15 protein-coding genes are annotated in these 16179 nt (G+C 41.4%); all 15 read right to left on the bottom strand.

The genetic code is table 11. The annotated features are described in order from the left end of the window. Nucleotide 1 precedes the first annotated feature (1 nt). Complete coding sequence (locus C4533_05385) at nucleotides 2-421, bottom strand: arsenate reductase ArsC (GenBank protein ID RJP27915.1); 420 nt, start codon at nucleotides 419-421, stop codon at nucleotides 2-4. After that, the gene (gene pstB, locus C4533_05380) at nucleotides 414-1169 is read right to left on the bottom strand and encodes a phosphate ABC transporter ATP-binding protein (protein RJP27914.1); all 756 of its coding nucleotides are present in this window, start codon (nucleotides 1167-1169) and stop codon (nucleotides 414-416) included. The genes C4533_05385 and pstB overlap by 8 nt, the downstream gene beginning before the upstream one ends. Nucleotides 1170-1180: 11 nt before the next feature. After that, a complete protein-coding gene (locus C4533_05375) occupies nucleotides 1181-1927 on the bottom strand; it encodes a phosphate ABC transporter ATP-binding protein (protein ID RJP27913.1) in 747 nt (248 codons plus the stop codon). Between the two features lie 30 nt (nucleotides 1928-1957). Next, nucleotides 1958-2809, bottom strand: coding sequence for a phosphate ABC transporter permease PstA (gene pstA, locus C4533_05370; GenBank protein ID RJP27912.1), 852 nt, complete (start codon nucleotides 2807-2809; stop codon nucleotides 1958-1960). After that, complete coding sequence (pstC, locus tag C4533_05365; protein ID RJP28254.1) at nucleotides 2806-3669, bottom strand: phosphate ABC transporter permease subunit PstC; 864 nt, start codon at nucleotides 3667-3669, stop codon at nucleotides 2806-2808. The genes pstA and pstC overlap by 4 nt, the downstream gene beginning before the upstream one ends. A gap of 7 nt (nucleotides 3670-3676) precedes the next feature. Next, a complete protein-coding gene (locus C4533_05360) occupies nucleotides 3677-4513 on the bottom strand; it encodes a phosphate ABC transporter substrate-binding protein (GenBank protein ID RJP28253.1) in 837 nt (278 codons plus the stop codon). 51 nt (nucleotides 4514-4564) lie between these two features. Next, the gene (locus tag C4533_05355; protein RJP27911.1) at nucleotides 4565-5284 is read right to left on the bottom strand and encodes a DUF2490 domain-containing protein; all 720 of its coding nucleotides are present in this window, start codon (nucleotides 5282-5284) and stop codon (nucleotides 4565-4567) included. 48 nt (nucleotides 5285-5332) lie between these two features. Then, nucleotides 5333-6544 (bottom strand): PAS domain-containing protein, encoded by a 1212-nt coding sequence (locus C4533_05350; protein RJP27910.1) that lies wholly within the window; start codon nucleotides 6542-6544, stop codon nucleotides 5333-5335. Nucleotides 6545-6551: 7 nt separating this feature from the next. After that, nucleotides 6552-7241 carry a DNA-binding response regulator gene (locus C4533_05345; protein ID RJP27909.1) on the bottom strand — a complete coding sequence of 230 codons (690 nt, stop codon included), beginning with the start codon at nucleotides 7239-7241 and terminating at the stop codon, nucleotides 6552-6554. Between the two features lie 6 nt (nucleotides 7242-7247). Continuing rightward, entirely contained in the window at nucleotides 7248-8855 is a 1608-nt protein-coding gene (locus tag C4533_05340; GenBank protein RJP27908.1) for a Na/Pi cotransporter family protein, read from the bottom strand. Continuing rightward, entirely contained in the window at nucleotides 8848-9528 is a 681-nt protein-coding gene (locus tag C4533_05335) for an epoxyqueuosine reductase (protein RJP27907.1), read from the bottom strand. Before C4533_05335 ends, C4533_05340 begins: the two co-directional genes overlap by 8 nt. Beyond that, entirely contained in the window at nucleotides 9521-11380 is a 1860-nt protein-coding gene (gene mnmG, locus C4533_05330) for a tRNA uridine-5-carboxymethylaminomethyl(34) synthesis enzyme MnmG (protein RJP27906.1), read from the bottom strand. The genes C4533_05335 and mnmG overlap by 8 nt, the downstream gene beginning before the upstream one ends. A 108-nt stretch (nucleotides 11381-11488) precedes the next feature. Further along, a complete protein-coding gene (locus tag C4533_05325) occupies nucleotides 11489-13777 on the bottom strand; it encodes a vitamin B12-dependent ribonucleotide reductase (GenBank protein RJP28252.1) in 2289 nt (762 codons plus the stop codon). A gap of 138 nt (nucleotides 13778-13915) precedes the next feature. After that, entirely contained in the window at nucleotides 13916-15055 is a 1140-nt protein-coding gene (locus C4533_05320) for a LacI family transcriptional regulator (protein RJP27905.1), read from the bottom strand. Continuing rightward, nucleotides 14988-16163 carry a hypothetical protein gene (locus tag C4533_05315; GenBank protein RJP27904.1) on the bottom strand — a complete coding sequence of 392 codons (1176 nt, stop codon included), beginning with the start codon at nucleotides 16161-16163 and terminating at the stop codon, nucleotides 14988-14990. The genes C4533_05320 and C4533_05315 overlap by 68 nt, the downstream gene beginning before the upstream one ends. Nucleotides 16164-16179: the final 16 nt, after the last annotated feature.

Genomic DNA, 16179 nt, shown 5'->3' with positions numbered 1-16179 from the left:
ACTACCTCCTGTTGTTACCCGACTCTATATCGCTTATTAACTTCAGTACCTTATCTTTTATCTGATCTCTTGTTTTCCGGAAAAAATTTATATCTTTTCCTTTAGGATCCTCTATATCCCACTCAATATATTTATCCGATGGATAAAACGGGCAAACATCTTTACATCCAAGAGTTACAACATAATCAAATTTTGCCGTTGGAAGCTCGTTAAAACCTTTTGGCACGGCTAAAGAAATATCTATTCCGATTTCTTGCATGACTTTTACGGCATATTCATTCACTTTTGCCCCCGGCCTGGACCCGGCACTAAATGCGTTAATTGCCCCTTTACTAAAATGCTTCATAAGCCCCTCGGCAATCTGGCTCCTGCAGGAATTCTCAATGCATAAGAATAATATGTTCTTGGCTGTATTATCCATACTTACCAACTATATAATCTTCGGTTCTTTTGTCACGCGGAGCTCTGAATATATCATTAGTCCTGCCAAACTCAATTAATTCTCCCAATAACATAAAACCGGTATCATCAGAGACACGCGCTGCCTGTTGCATATTATGCGTTACAATGACTATTGTATAATATTTTTTCAGTTCGCGCATCAATTCTTCTATGCGCCCTGTAGCCTGCGGGTCCAGCGCAGAACAAGGTTCATCCATCAATAAGACTTGTGGCTTTGTTGATAGTAATCTTGCGATACACAGGCGCTGTTTCTGCTCCAAAGAAAGCGCCAAGGCAGATTTCTGCAATCTATTTTTGACCTCTTCCCAAAGGAACACTGACTTTAAATTGCTCTCAACGAGGCTATCTAACTGGCTTCTGCTTAATTGCTGGCCATGGATTCTGGACCCAAAAACTATGTTCTCGTAAATAGAAAGAGGAAATGGATTAGGACGCTGGAATACCATACCTACTTCTTTGCGCAGGTTAACTAAATCTACTTTCTCGCTAAGGATATCGGTATCATCGATCTTCACCTGGCCTTTAACAGAAACTCCGTCTATAAGGTCATTCATACGGTTAAAAACCCTCAACAACGTAGACTTCCCGCAACCCGAAGGCCCTATAATGGCCGTTATCATTTTCTCTTCAAAAGCGGTATTGACGTCTTTTAAGGCGTGGAATTTGTCATACCATAAGTTCAAATTAATTGTAGTTATTTTTTTCATTTTTAACCCTGCTAACCAAATTTACCCATTATATACTCTTCAGTACGCTTATCAGAAGGCCCGGTAAAGATCTTTTCAGTCGTGTCCAATTCTATAAGTTCTCCCGAAAGAAAGAATCCAGTCTTATCCCCAACCCTGGCAGCTTGTTTAACGTTGTTAGTAACCAATACTATTGAGTATTTTTTCTTTAATTCCAACATTGCTTCTTCTACTTTTGCCGTTGAGACCGGGTCAAGCCCGGAACACGGCTCGTCAAACAGGATTACCTTCGGCCGCACAGCCAGTGTACGCGCTATGCATAGACGTTGCTGCTGACCTCCTGACAACTTAAAAGCCGACTCATTAAGCCTGTCTTTAACTTCATCCCAGATATATGCGCTTTCTAAAGAACTCTCCACAATCTCCATCGTCTCTTGCCGGCTAAAGCCTCCCTGCATCTTTATGCCATAAGCAACATTGTCAAATATAGACATAGGTAAAGGTAACGGCAATGCAAAAACCATTCCCACCTGCCTGCGTAATAATTCAGCGTCAATATTCATGATATTCCTGTTATCCAGCAATACTCTTCCGAACATCCTGAATCCGGGTTGAAGCTCGTTTAAACGGTTAAGCATCCTTAAGAAAGTTGTCTTGCCGCTGTTGGACGGACCTATGATACTGAGTATTTCGTTTTCTTGTATATCAAGGCTCACCTCTCTTAAGGCAGTAACCTGGCCAAACCATACATTGAGATCTTTTATGCTGAATTTAACCATTCGTAAAACCTCTGTGATAAATGCGCCTGTTTACCATTTTTTCTTTTTCCTAAAATGGTACCTTATAACTATCGCTATCAGATTCATGAATAAAACTAATGACAACAAAACCAGAGCAGTCCCATATCTTATCTTCTCGTCCACATTGGGAACCTGCGTTGAAATCACATAAAGATGATAAGGCAGAGCCATGGCCTGGTCAAAAATGGACTTTGGCAGCCTGGGCAGATAGAAAGCGGCTACTGTAAAAAGTATGGGAGCGGTTTCTCCTGCTGCCCTGCCCAATCCTAAAATTGTCCCGGTCAGAATACCGGGGATGGCATTAGGTAAAACTACATACCTTATCGTCTGCCATTTGCTTGCCCCAAGCGACCAGCTTGCCTCCCTGAAAGAATATGGAACACTCTCTAAAGCCTCACGGGAAGAAGTAATAATTATCGGTAAAATCATAATCCCCAAGGTAAGCGAACCTGATAAAATGGAAGCCCCGAATTTGAGGAAGATGACAAATAAAGCAAGTCCGAACAACCCGTAAACTACCGAAGGTACGCCTGCCAGATTAACTATAGCCAGTTTGATTATGCGCGTAAGCAAATTGTCTTTGGCATATTCGCTCAAATATATCGCAGAAAGCAGGCCTATAGGCAAAGCAAATAGAATGGCCCCGGAGACAAGGTAGAAAGTCCCGATTATAGCAGGGAAAATGCCTCCTGCGCGCATTCCCTGCCTAGGCATTTCCGTAAGGAACTCCCAGCTAATAGCCGGTATACCTTTCTTTATAATTGCAAAAACTATCAGGCCTACGGGCAGGACTATCAAAAACGTAGCCAGGAGCATAAAGAAAAAAGCGATATTTTGTGACCTCTTCGGATTATGTTTCATCTTTTTTTATGTAAAAACAGGTCCGCTGTTACATTTATTAAAAAACTGATAATAAACAGCACAATACCAATAGCAAAAAGTGCGAAATAATGTTCGCTGCCTACAACAGTTTCACCCATTTCTGCAGCAATAGTCGCAGTAAGTGTCCTTACTGGCTGGAATAAACTTGTCGGGATAACGGCGGCATTACCGGTTATCATCATTACTGCCATTGTTTCACCGATAACCCTGCCTATCCCCAGCATCACTGCTGCCAGAATTCCGGAAGAAGCAGCGGGCAACATTACGCGATAGATAGCCTGCCAATGGGTAGCACCTAATGCTAAAGCGCCTTCCTTATATGTTTTAGGTACAGAATATAAGGCATCTTCAGCGATAGAAACAATTGTCGGCATAGCCATAAAAGCAAGCATTATTGATCCTGAAAAAGCAGTAAGTCCGGTAGGTAAGTGAAATATATTTTTTATCCACGGCACCAAAGTTACCATACCGACAAAACCCAGGACTACGCTTGGTATGGCTGATAAAAGCTCAACTGTCGCTTTAAGCAGCTCTTTTATCCTGGATGGAGCAACCTCTGCAATAAACACAGCACAAGCAACACCTATAGGCACAGAAATAACAACCGCTCCAAAGGTAACAAGCAGAGAGCCGATAATCAATGGTAATATGCCCAGCTGCGCAGGCTCAGAAATGGGATACCATTTCCTGCCAAGAATAAAATCAACAAAACCTGCCGTCTTGAATACCGATAATCCTTCCTTTAACAAAAAAAGTAAAATGAGTATTACGAAAAATATGGATGCTAATCCGCATACAATTATCAGTTTCTCAATAATGGATTCCTTGAATTTGCGCATAAAATAATTATCGTTTGATAGGCACAAAATCCGTATCTATAACTATCTCCTGCCCTTTTGAAGAGAGTATAAAATCTATAAAACTTTTTACAATTCCTTGGGGTAAGCCCTTAGTATAAAAAAACAGCGGCCTTGATATTGGGTATTTGCCGTCAATAACATTATCTATTGTAGGTGTAATATAGGCAGAGCGCGCATCCTTTGCTACAGCTATTGCTTTTTGGGCTTTGCTTATATAGCCCATACCGTAATAACCGATCGCCGCAGGATTTGATGCAATTTCATCAGCAATAGCCTGTGAAGAAGAAAGCAGCAAAGCCGAAGGCGCAAATTCCTTTTTCGACGCCGTATCATTATTTCTTAAGACGTGTTCTTTAAAATATACATGCGTCCCGGAATTTACTTCTCTGGATAAGATCACGATTTTCTGATCGGGCCCGTTTAACTCTTTCCAATTCTTTATCCTGCCGGTAAAGATATCAGCTAATTGGTTTATGGTAAGTTTATCAACCGGGTTCTTCGGATTTACTACCACAGCTAAACCGTCAAGGGCAACTTTCATCTCATGGGGCTCTATGCCTCTTTGCTTAGCCATATCAATCTCTTTAGTCTTAATCTCCCGCGAACTCATGGCGATATCGCAAGTACCGCTTATCAGGCTTGCAATCCCGGTACCTGAACCTCCCCCGGTAACAGCAATAAAGTCATCATGGTTTATATTCATATACTCTTCAGCCCAGGACTGAACCAGGTTTACCATGGTGTCAGAACCCTTGATTTGCATTGAATCAGTAGAAGCGGCAAAAAGCGGATTTAACCAAATGCATACAGAAACAACCAGCATAAATATATTTTTCTTCATAATAAAACCCTCCGTATTCTTAGTATATTTTCATTAAAAAGATAGTTTAACCTTGGTTCCCAAAACATTGGCATCTGTCCAGTGGGTAGCACCCTTGCTGCTTTGGAGCAAATAGTAGATTTCACCTTTAAGGTCCTTGAATAATTTAAAAGCAAGCCCCGAGTAAAATCTATTCCTGCTTAAACCGTTATCATCCAGGTCAATAAATACTTCATCACTAATATAGGGTTTAAATTCAAAGCGGCTGAATTTAAAAGGCAGCCTTACCGTAAGCTTATTCCTGTATTGCCAAAGGTCAGCCTTGTAATCAAAGTGCCTGTATTGAAAACGGTTACGGTCATCTATCTGGCATCCCAAAAAACTTGTTTTCAATACCGCGTTAATATGCGGCCGGTTCTCTTCCTTGAATTTGCCGCTTTTCTTTTCATACACCTGACGGTAATTGACACCTATATCAAGGTTCTTATTTATGCTTTTTACAAAACCAAGGTCATAATGGTGATAATACAATTCACTTGCGCTACCGCCAAAACGCACCTCTTCTTCTAATCCAACTTTTAAGCTGTTATTTATTTCCTTTTCCTGCGTTTCGGTATGCCAGACCTGAAAATCACCGTCGTCATAACTGTAAGCTGAACTTATTGCCATAAGAAATAAACCAGCAGCTGCAACTAAAAATCTCTTCATCCTGCCTCCTTTTTTAATATGTTGATAGGATACAGGATAAATATAACGTATACATATGAATTTCATTTATAGAATATGTAAAAACTGTGTAAAATTTGAGGAAGGTTAAACGGGCTATTCGCTCAAACAAGGAATGGTAAACCAAAATTTTGAGCCTATGCCTTCAATACTATCTACGCCGACAGTCCCAAGGTGTAATTCAATTATATGCTTTACTATAGAAAGGCCTAATCCTGTGCCTCCTAATTCCCTGGAGCGCGCCTTATCAACCCTATAGAAACGCTCAAATATGCGTCCGGCTTCTTTCTCAGGGATACCACAACCTGAATCTTCTATAGTAACTTTTATCAAGCCACTGATTGTTTCAGAGTATATTTTTATGCTTGTGTTATCTTTATTGAACTTAAACGCATTGTCTAAGAGATTATTAAAGACTTGATACATCATGTTTTTATCGGCTGCAACCGATATATCTGAAGGCAGGTTATTTACTATCTTTATATTCCTTCTTAAAGCCTGGCCTTTGAATCCTGACAATACTTCTTGCGTTAGATTGTATAAATTAACAGCGGTTTTATCTAAAGCTGCGCTCCCTGATTCAAGATACGAGAGGTTCAGAAGATCTTCTATTAAAGTATTCAGGCGGTTGGTATGATTACGTATGATATTAAGAAATTCAATACGGTTTTCTTTATCATCCATTGCCCCTTCTAACAGTGTTTCAACATAGCCTTTTATTGAAGTAAGCGGAGTTTTTATTTCATGCGATATATTAGCGATAAAATCACGGCGCATAGCTTCGAGCCTTCTGATTTCAGTTATATCATGGATTACAACCAGGCATCCGCTTATCCGTTCCTCCTCCAAAAGAGGCGAGGCGTTGACATGGAATACCCTTTGTACCGGCCATAACAATGAAATTTCTCTCGAAATAAATTCTTTGTTTCTTAAAACTTCGCTTATAACTTCGGAAATGTCGGTATTACTTATTACTTCAAGGAAGAATTTTCCCTGAGATGCTGCCCTGGTAACATGGAATATTTCTTCTATACTGGGATTAAAAGAGACGATCCTTGATTCTATATCGGTTATAATAACGCCTTCAGCCATGCTGTTTAATATTGCATGTGATTTTGCGACTTCCTTCTCAAGGGCAGAGACTTTCTCCCTGAATAAAGAGACACAAAGGCTAATCGCTTCTGATAAAGACCCAATGCCATCTTTGTAATCAGTTCGAAACTTGTAGTCTTGGCTTCCGCTAGCTATAGCATTTAATTTATCCGTTAATTCCCTGATTCTTCTGTTTTTGGCATTGAATAACAGCATATTTTGCCTATTCTATCTTAAATTTATAGCCATAATTCTTGACAGTAATTATTCTCTTGGCTTCGGATTTCAATTTCCTGCGCAGGGCCATTATGTGCACATCCACGGTCCTGGTCTGGATATCGATTGCATTATCATAGCCCCAAATATTATCTAAAAGATATTCACGGGAGAGCACCCTTCCCCTGGCTTTAATCAAAGCAGCCAGTAATTCAAATTCCTTGGAAGTCAAATCTACCGCCGTATTATTCACCGTAACCGTTATTTTACTCAAATCTACCATCAACTTCCCGATATTAAAGATTTGAGGGGCTCTGTCTTTCTCTTTTACCCGGCGGAGCACTGCCTTAACCCTGGCAATTAGCTCTCTCGGGCTGAAAGGTTTAGTAATATAGTCATCAGCCCCGATCTCTAAGCCCGCCACTTTATCCGCCTCCTGCGTTTTTGCCGTGAGCATGATCACCGGTATAAAGGCAAGCTCATCATCTTTTTTTATAGTTTTGCATACTTCTAGGCCGTCAATCTTCGGTAACATCAAATCCAGTATAATAATATCCGGCTTCTTAGCTGCTACCTGATTCAATGCTTCTTCCCCATCAAAAGCAGAATAAGTGATATAACCTTCTTTCTTAAGGTTATACTCAAGCATCTTAACTATATCTTTCTCGTCATCAACTATTAAAACTCTTTCCTTCATCCCCTCTTAAAGCCCTTCCATAACAGCCTGAGCCACGTTATTAAGATGGTCTCCTATTTTCTCGAGGTTGCTAATTGTATCAAGGAATACAACTCCTGATAATACATTACACTGCCCTCTCTCAAGCCTTTTGACATGATTAGACTTAAGGCCGTCTCTTAAAGAATTGATCTTGCACTCCTGTTCTAAAACCCGCCTTGCCTCGTCTGTGCTATTCGCACTAAGCGCCCTTACAGAGCAATTAATCATCTCGTCAAGGTCAACGTGCATACCCCTCAATTCTTCATTGGCCATACCCGAAAATGACAGGCTTGAATCCATCTTCTGCCGGGCAAGTTGCATAAGGTTTTCGGCATGGTCACCTATTCTCTCAACATCGTTAATAACATGGATAAGCGGAGGTATCTTCTTTGATTCTTCTTCGCTAAGCTCACGCTGCATAAGCTCAACCAGATAATTAGTTATCCCCTCCCTTAAAGCGTCTACCGCTTCTTCTCTTTTTGCTACCCTGGCAAGCGATTTCTCATCCGGAGTAAAGAAATTCTTCATAGATGAACTGACCATTTTCTGAGTGAGCTGTAAAGTCCTTACGATTTCTTTTGTGGCTGCCTCAATAGCGATCGGGGGAGTATGCAATAAATGTTTCTCCAGGTATTTCGGTAAATATTCTATCTCCTCCTCTTCTTCACCTTTAATTACATTTGTCAGAAATTTAGCATACAGCGGCACAAAGGGTAAGAAAATAAACGTGTTAATCACATTAAATAACGTGTGCGCATTGGCTATCTGCCTGGGTATTTCTCCGGAAGTGCGCATTACTATCCCGGTAAACAAGCCTAAAAAAGGAAAAAATATTAAAACGCCTATCACATTAAACATAATATGCGCCAGAGCAGCCCTCTTTGCTGAAATATTAGCCCCGATTGAGGCAAGTAAGGCGGTAACGCAGGTGCCTATATTACAACCTAGGATTAAAGGAATGGCAGCCTTAAGGTCAATAAGGTTGGCCATAGCTAAGCCTAAAACCATACCTGTGGTAACTGAACTGCTCTGTAATATTGCAGTCACTGCCGCACCCGCAAGGATACCCAACAAAGGGCTTGCGCTGAATGTAAGAAGAATATGATTAAAAACATCGGAGTTACTTAAAGGTTTTATAACTCCGGTGAGGATATTCAAGCCAAGAAAAAGAATACCAAAACCAAGCAGGAACTCGCCTATATGTTTATGCGACTTCTTTTTTGCCACAAAAAGCATAAACATACCTAAGCCGATTATCGGTAAAGCATACTCTGTAAGCTTAAAAGCGACTAATTGCGCAGTTACTGTGGTACCTATATTTGCCCCGAATATTACTCCTAGCGCCTGCATCAAAGTCATAAGCCCTGCATTGACAAAGCCAACCACCATAACGGTTGTAGCCGATGATGACTGCACAAGGCTTGTTATGCCTGCACCGACTAATACTCCCTTTATGGGACTGCCGGTAAAATTATGGAGTATTCTGCGCATCCTCTCGCCGCTTGCTTTATGCAAACCTTCGCTCATCTGCCAAATACCATAAATAAATAGTCCTAAGCCTCCGACAACTCCAAAAATTATCTCTTTAACCATTTTTTAATTCTCCTCTGCAAACATTAACACATACTCCGCAAATGTACTGTTCAACCACATGCTGCCTGGCGAATTCCTTTAATTTTTCAAAACACTTAATATGATTAAAATCCTTCCGGTCTTTCTTTATTGCCTTGACCGGGCAGGCCCTGATACAAAGCATACAGTTTTGACAACCGTCATCTACAGGCTTATCTTTCTTTAGCGGCATATCAGTAAGTATTGAAACAATCCTAAATTGGCTTCCAAGCCGCTTATTTACTAAGAGATTATTCCTGCCTATCCAGCCTAAGCCTGCCAACTGGCCAAGTTTTTTATGGGAAAGGTGGGCCTTCTGGCTCTGCCAGTCCAATATCTGGGAAGCAGGTACGGGTAGTGCGGTAAATCCTTTCCTTTGTATAAGAATTGCCGCTTTTAACGCCATTTGATCAAGGAAATCATTTACAGTTCGATAATGATGGGAGTAAAGACGGGTAGGCTTATCGCTGATTCCATAGAGTACAGAGCGGGATAAACCCAATCCAAGACAAACAGCTAAATTCAGTTTTTTAAGGGTGTTGGCATCAAACTCAAAAGTATTCTTGATTTTGCTTATATCGGCGACGCCGAACAAGTCCATTCCGGAATCCAGGCAAAAATTCTTAAGCAAGCGATAATTAATCTCTTTATCCATTGATCTTCTTTAAATAAACCATTAATAATGAAATTGCCGCTGGAGTAACGCCCGAAATACGCGAGGCCTGTCCCAGATTCAGCGGCCTGAATCTTGCCAGCTTCTCTTTTATTTCATGAGAGACGCCGCTGATATTTTTATAGTCGATGCTCTCGGGTATCTTAATTCTCTCTAAATTCTTGAATCTCTCTACATCCTTAAGCTGCCTCTGAATAAACCCAGAATATTTTACCTCTGTTTCGACCTGAGGCAAAGCAAAATCAGGGATCTTTAGGCGGATTAATCCGGCCTTAACCAAATCCTTAATATGAACTTGCGGCCTCCTTAATATCTCTTCTAAGCTGATTACCCTGTTTATAGCCGGTATTTTTATTCTGGACAAGCTTGCGATAACCCGGGGAACTGGCTTAATCTTTGTTTTTTTTAACAAATCTATACCGGCGGCTATATGCTTATATTTTTTCTGTACCTGCTCATAATCTTTCTTGGACACAAGCCCTGCTTCATAACCGATCCTGCTTAGCCTGTGGTCAGCGTTATCTTGACGCACGATAAGCCGGTATTCAACACGAGAAGTAAACATCCGGTAAGGTTCAAGCGTACCTTTAGTTGTCAAATCATCGATTAACACCCCGATATAGCTTGAAGAACGGTCAAGTATAACCTGTTCTCTACCCTTTACCCTTAAAGCTGCGTTTATCCCTGCAATCAGACCTTGAGCTGCTGCCTCTTCATAGCCGGTTGTCCCGTTTATCTGGCCTGCCAAATACAGGTTTTTTATCAATTTTGTTTCAAGTGTAGGGAATAGCTGGGTTGGCTCTGCCACAGTGTGCTCTATACCATAGCCAAAACGGACAATCTTTGCTTCCTTAAGCCCGTCTATGGAATGGATCATTTCAAGCTGGACATCCTCCGGCAAGCTGGTCGAGAGACCATTTGGATATATTAACTCCGAACTTAACCCTTCCGGCTCCAGAAATACCTGGTGTTTCTCTTTATCGGAAAACCTGACTATTTTATCCTCGATCGAAGGACAATATCTTACGCCTGTAGATTTTATCTTACCGGTATAAAGCGGTGAACGGGATAATCCGTTCTTAATAATTGCGTGTGTCCCTGTATTGGTATAGGTAATAAAACAGGGTACCTGTTTTTGCCTGATACTCTTTGTGGAGAATGAAAAAGGAACAGGGCAATGATCCGCCTGCTGTATTATAAGAGAGCTAAAATCTATAGTATTTTTATCAAGGCGGGGGCAAGTGCCGGTCTTAAACCTAAGAAGGTTAAAACCTATCTCTTTTAAATTCGAGGCAAGATTAATTGAAGCCGGCTCATCGAGCCTGCCTCCGCTAAAATGCTTTAAGCCTATGTGTATTATCCCATCGAGAAATGTGCCAGGGCAGACAATTACAGCCTTCGAGAAAATCTCTTCATTATTGCTGGTCTTAACTCCTATTACGCTTCCATGCTCTATTATAATCTCAATGGCCTGGGCTTTTATAATGCTAAGCCCGGGCTGTTTTCTAACCGCATTACTCATATAAAGGTTATACATCTTACTATCTATCTGCGCCCTTGATGAATGCACAGCTGCCCCCTTAGATGCGTTAAGCATTCTGAATTGTATGGCACAGCTATCTGCTGCCTTAGCCATCTTTCCGCCCAAAGCATCTATTTCCTTTACAAGCTGTCCCTTGCCTACTCCTCCTATTGCGGGATTACAGCTTAAAAATCCGATCCTATCCGGGTCCATTGTCAAAAGAGCGGTTACGCACTTCATCCTGGCACTTGCAAGGCTTGCTTCTATGCCGGCATGCCCGGCACCTATAACTATAACATCATAATAGTTCATAGTTCAAAGTTGATAGTTCATAGCTATAAGGACGGTGATGTATCTGGGCAGAACCGTCCTTATAGAATTATTGGTGGGATATAACTAAACAATAGGAGATTTTTTTTATTAGCACTTGGAGTATCCGCAAGCCTGGCATTTTACACAGCCTTCTTCATGCCTAAGCGCTCCACCGCAATCAGGGCATACTCCAACTATGTCACCGTGCAGGCTGACCCCTGCCGGGACAGCGTCATCATTATGAGAATGCTTCATGGCGACTGGGGTAGACTCTACCTTTGCAGCTTCAAGCGTATTATTAGCCAGCCGTTTTTCAATCACCCTGGCAATAGCATCAGAGCATGAAAATATCCTCTGCCCTTTCTCCCATGAAGGAGACGGACAGCGTATATTCCTTAACTGTTCGATTATAGATTTAACCTCTATGCCTGAACGGAAACCCAGTGACACCAGCCTGCCTAATGCCTCAAGCTGAGAAGCGGCACAACCGCCAGCCTTGCCCATCTGGGTAAAAAGCTCAAAAGGCTTGCCTTCTTCATCTATATTTATTGTTACATAGAGATTGCCGCAACCTGTGGCGACCTTGGTAGTTGTCCCCAATATAACTTCTGGGCGCGGGCGGGGACCGATTTTACCCGGCTCAACGATTGATTTCTGCTCCTGTTTAGTGCTGCGCTTTATATTCAACACCTGCTCTTCCCTGCTACCATCACGATAAACAGTAATCCCCTTACAGTTAAGCTCATAAGCAAGCAGATAAGCTTTTTCTACATCGGCAATAGTAGCATCATGAGGGAAATTAATAGTCTTGCTTACTGCGTTAGAGGTATAACGCTGAAACGCAGCCTGCATCCTCACATGCCATTCAGCACTTATATCATGAGCAGTCACAAACAATTTTCTTATCTCTTCGGGGATTTCGCTAAAATCCTGGATTGAACCCTTTTCGGCGATCTTCTCCATTAACTCCCTGCTATAGAAACCCCTCTGCTTTGCTATCTCTTCAAACAATGGCTCAACCTCTACGAGCTTATCATTATCCATGACATTACGGTAATAAGAAATAGCAAAAAGCGGCTCTATACCGGAAGAGCACGGCCCTGCTATTATACTGATCGTACCTGTAGGGGCAATAGTAGTAAGGGTGGCATTGCGGATTTTAATAGGATTATTCTTCCTATCAAATATACTGCCTCTAAAGGCAGGAAAAACTCCTTTATATTTAGCAAGTTCCTGGGATTTCTTCGTAGCTTCTTCAAAGATAAACGACATTATCTTTTCTGCCAGTTCTATAGCTTCTTCGCTGTTGTAAGGAATCCCTAAGCGTATAAGAAGGCTCGACCAGCCCATAACGCCCAACCCGATTTTGCGCGTAAGTTTTGTAGCTTTTTCTATCTCCGGGATAGGGAATTTGTTAACATCTATCAGGTTATCCAAGAAATGTACCGCCAACTGTGTTATCTTCTTTAACTTGTCCCAATCAATATCATACCGCGAGCCTGCCCCGATTTTCTTGTAAACTTTGGAGAGGTTTATTGAACCAAGATCACAGCTTTCATAAGGCAGGATTGGCTGTTCGCCGCAAGGGTTAGTGCTCTCTATCCTCCCAAGCTTAGGAGTAGGATTATCCTGATTTATCTTATCAATGAAAATAATACCAGGTTCTCCGTTTTTATGAGCCTGTTTGACTATCAGATCAAAGACTTCTTTTGTATTAAGTCGGGTTACTACCTGTTTTGCATGAGGGTCGATTAAATCATAATCTTGACCCTTCTTAAATTTCTCCATAAAGTCATCGGTAACTGCGACCGATATATTAAAATTATTTATTTCTTTATTATTCTCTTTGCAGGTGATGAATTCCAGGATGTCCGGGTGATCTATTTGTAATATGCCCATATTAGCTCCCCGGCGCGTACCACCCTGTTTTACTGCTTCCGTTGCGGCATCATAAACCTTCATAAAAGATACCGGACCCGAAGCCACACCTCCGGTAGTCTTTACGACAGAATTTTTGGGCCTCAGCCTTGAAAAGGAAAATCCTGTCCCGCCGCCGCTCTTATGTATCATTGCAGTGGCCTTTAATGTTTCAAATATTGAGTCCATGGAATCCGCTATAGGGAGAGTAAAACAGGCGCTCAGCTGGCCTAAATCCTTTCCTGCATTCATAAGGCAGGGAGAATTAGGAAGGAATTCCAGCTCAACCATGGCATTATAAAAATCCTCTTTAAGGCTTGTGATCTCTTTATCGGATTTATTATAAAGTTTTTCAGCATTGGCTATTGCTGAAGCAACACGTTCAAATAGTTGCTGCGGAGTCTCAATGACATTGCCAGTTTCATCTTTTATTAGATACCTGCGCTCAAGAACCTTCAAAGCATTATCCGAAAGTTTCAACGGCATCTCTTCACCCTCCCCGTAGATTGTAGAAAAGTTGTAATGTTAACCCTGGCGCTAATTATAACATTGCGTATTGTTTTGTCAAATACAATATATAGTATCTTAGAAAATAGAGGATACAATTTGTTGTGTATTTTATTTAAGAGCGCGACAAGATTCCCTGACCACCAGCTCGGTCGGCAGAATGATTTTTCTTGGTTTGTCAACGGTTCCTTCTATTAAAGCACTTAACATTTTAACACTGTCCTGAGCCATCTTTATCAACGGCTGCCTCACTGTAGTCAGCGCAACCGGGCCATACAGTCCAGAAGGATTATCATCAAACCCCACTATCGATAAATCCTGCGGAATCTCCTTACCCGATTCTCTTGCTACGGTTATAACTTCCAGCGCCATAGAATCTGAAGCAACAAAAACTGCTGTAGGAGGATCCTGCATATTTATAAGCTTTTCGGAAGCTGACCTGGCCTGTCCGCGGGAATAATCAGTTTTAATAATATATTCTTCTCTGATTTCTATATTATTTTTTACTAAAGCCTGTTTATAACCTTCAAGCCTTTGAGATGCAGCCTGGGTTATCAAATCACCTGTTATATGGGCGATTTTTTTATGCCCTAAACCTGCCAGGTAATTTACCGCATTAAAAGCGCCGCCGGCATTATCTATCGAAATACAACTGACTTTTAAATCCTCTACATTATTATTGATTACTATGCACGGTGTTTTAGTCCCTAATGCTTCTTCGAGCAGCGTGCGGTTGCCGATAATATCCGCAAAAATAATGCCGCCCACTCCTCTTAAATTAACTGTAGATTTATTATCAGTAAGCTTAAGCAAAAGATCAAGCTTTAGCACCTCGCATAATGTTCCTATACCACGGATAAGTTCAAGCACATAAAAAGAATAAAACATCCCCTCGTATCTGGGAATGACCAAAGCCACAACATTATTCTTGCCTGTAGCAAGGCGCTGGGCAAAAACCGATGGCTGAAAATTCAGCTGTTTTACGGCATCAAGTACTCTAATCTTATTCTTTTCTTTTACGGAAGAGAATTTGTTTATTACCCGGGAAACGGTAGTAATCGATACTCCGGCTAGCCGGGCTACGTCATTTATAGAAACAGGACTGGTTTTGGTAGGATTTTTTCTGCGAACCATGAAGTAAAATTTATAAAGACGTTTTTTAAGAACGAACTTGACTTTAAAATTACTTGGCGATATCTCCGACCTTAATAGGCGTACTTTCGTTTTGTATATCACAGGCAGCCACATCATTTCTCAGCTGGATTACCCTGACACTGCCTATCTGATTTCCCTGCCTGTAAATCTTAAATGTATCGCCGGCTCTTAAGCCAGCATCCTGGCCAGCGTCTACAACGACAAAATTATCATCCCTGTTTACAACCAAAACTCTGGCTTCCAGAGATGCAGGCCTTGCAGCAGAAGTTATGCTTACCATTGACTTGCTGTCGGACTGAGGCTTTACTATTATCGGAGACAAATCTATAGCGCTCTTAGAAGAACTTATATCTTTTACGGAAACATCTGTAATCTGGCCTAATTTTTCTTTGAGCCTGCATATCTCATCTACCTTAGACTGCAGAGTAGACTCCATGTTGCCAAACTTTCTTTCCAGATTCTCTTTTTGTGTGGTTACATCCTGTAATTTATTCTCAAGGTCTATCTTCATGCTGTCTAAAGCCTCGAGCCTGCGCCTTAAGGTTACATTCTCCCCTTTAATCGCTTGCAGGCTGTCCTGCATCTGGAACTTGCTTGTCTTTTCCGTAGCCAACTCCACTGATATGTTATCCACTATTTTCTGATTGTAAGCCAATTGCTTCTGCAGCTCATCCTTATCGCGGTTTAAATTCTTGATCTCTAATTCCAGGCTGGTCTTTAATCTCTGTAACTCCTCATTCTTAATCTGGACCGTCCTTAGCTCATTGCGGCTATTTTCTAACTGTAGCTTAATATCTGCGTTTGATTTTATGACGCTTGCCCAATAAGATTCCTCCATTGCTGAGCCTGCCGATATCATCGCAGGAGCTGCAGCCGGGGCTTTAGGCGCCTGCACCTGTTCTTTTAATTTATCAACCAGGGCATCCCTCTCACGGTTAAGCATTTCAAATCTTTTCTGGAGGTCATCCTTTTGCTTTGATATTTTATCCAGGTCCCTGCTCAAGGTGGAGGCCCTATCTTCTAAGCGCCGCGCTTCCTGCACTGTAACATCTATTTTCTTATTCAACGCGGCATTCTCTTTCTGTAACTCATCTCTCTGTTTTTCTACACTGCCTTTTGCTGCATTAATCTGCAGAGAGAAAAACAGCGATACGACTAATAAGCCTATTAGTCCGATGATAATAAATTTTGATTTATCCTCCATCATCCCTCCTTAATAA

This window comes from Candidatus Omnitrophota bacterium (assembly GCA_003598025.1).
In the GTDB taxonomy this organism is placed as follows: domain Bacteria; phylum Omnitrophota; class Gorgyraeia; order Gygaellales; family Profunditerraquicolaceae; genus Profunditerraquicola.
The sequence above is the reverse complement of the archived record's forward strand: the minus strand, read 5'-3'. Positions and strand labels throughout refer to the sequence as shown.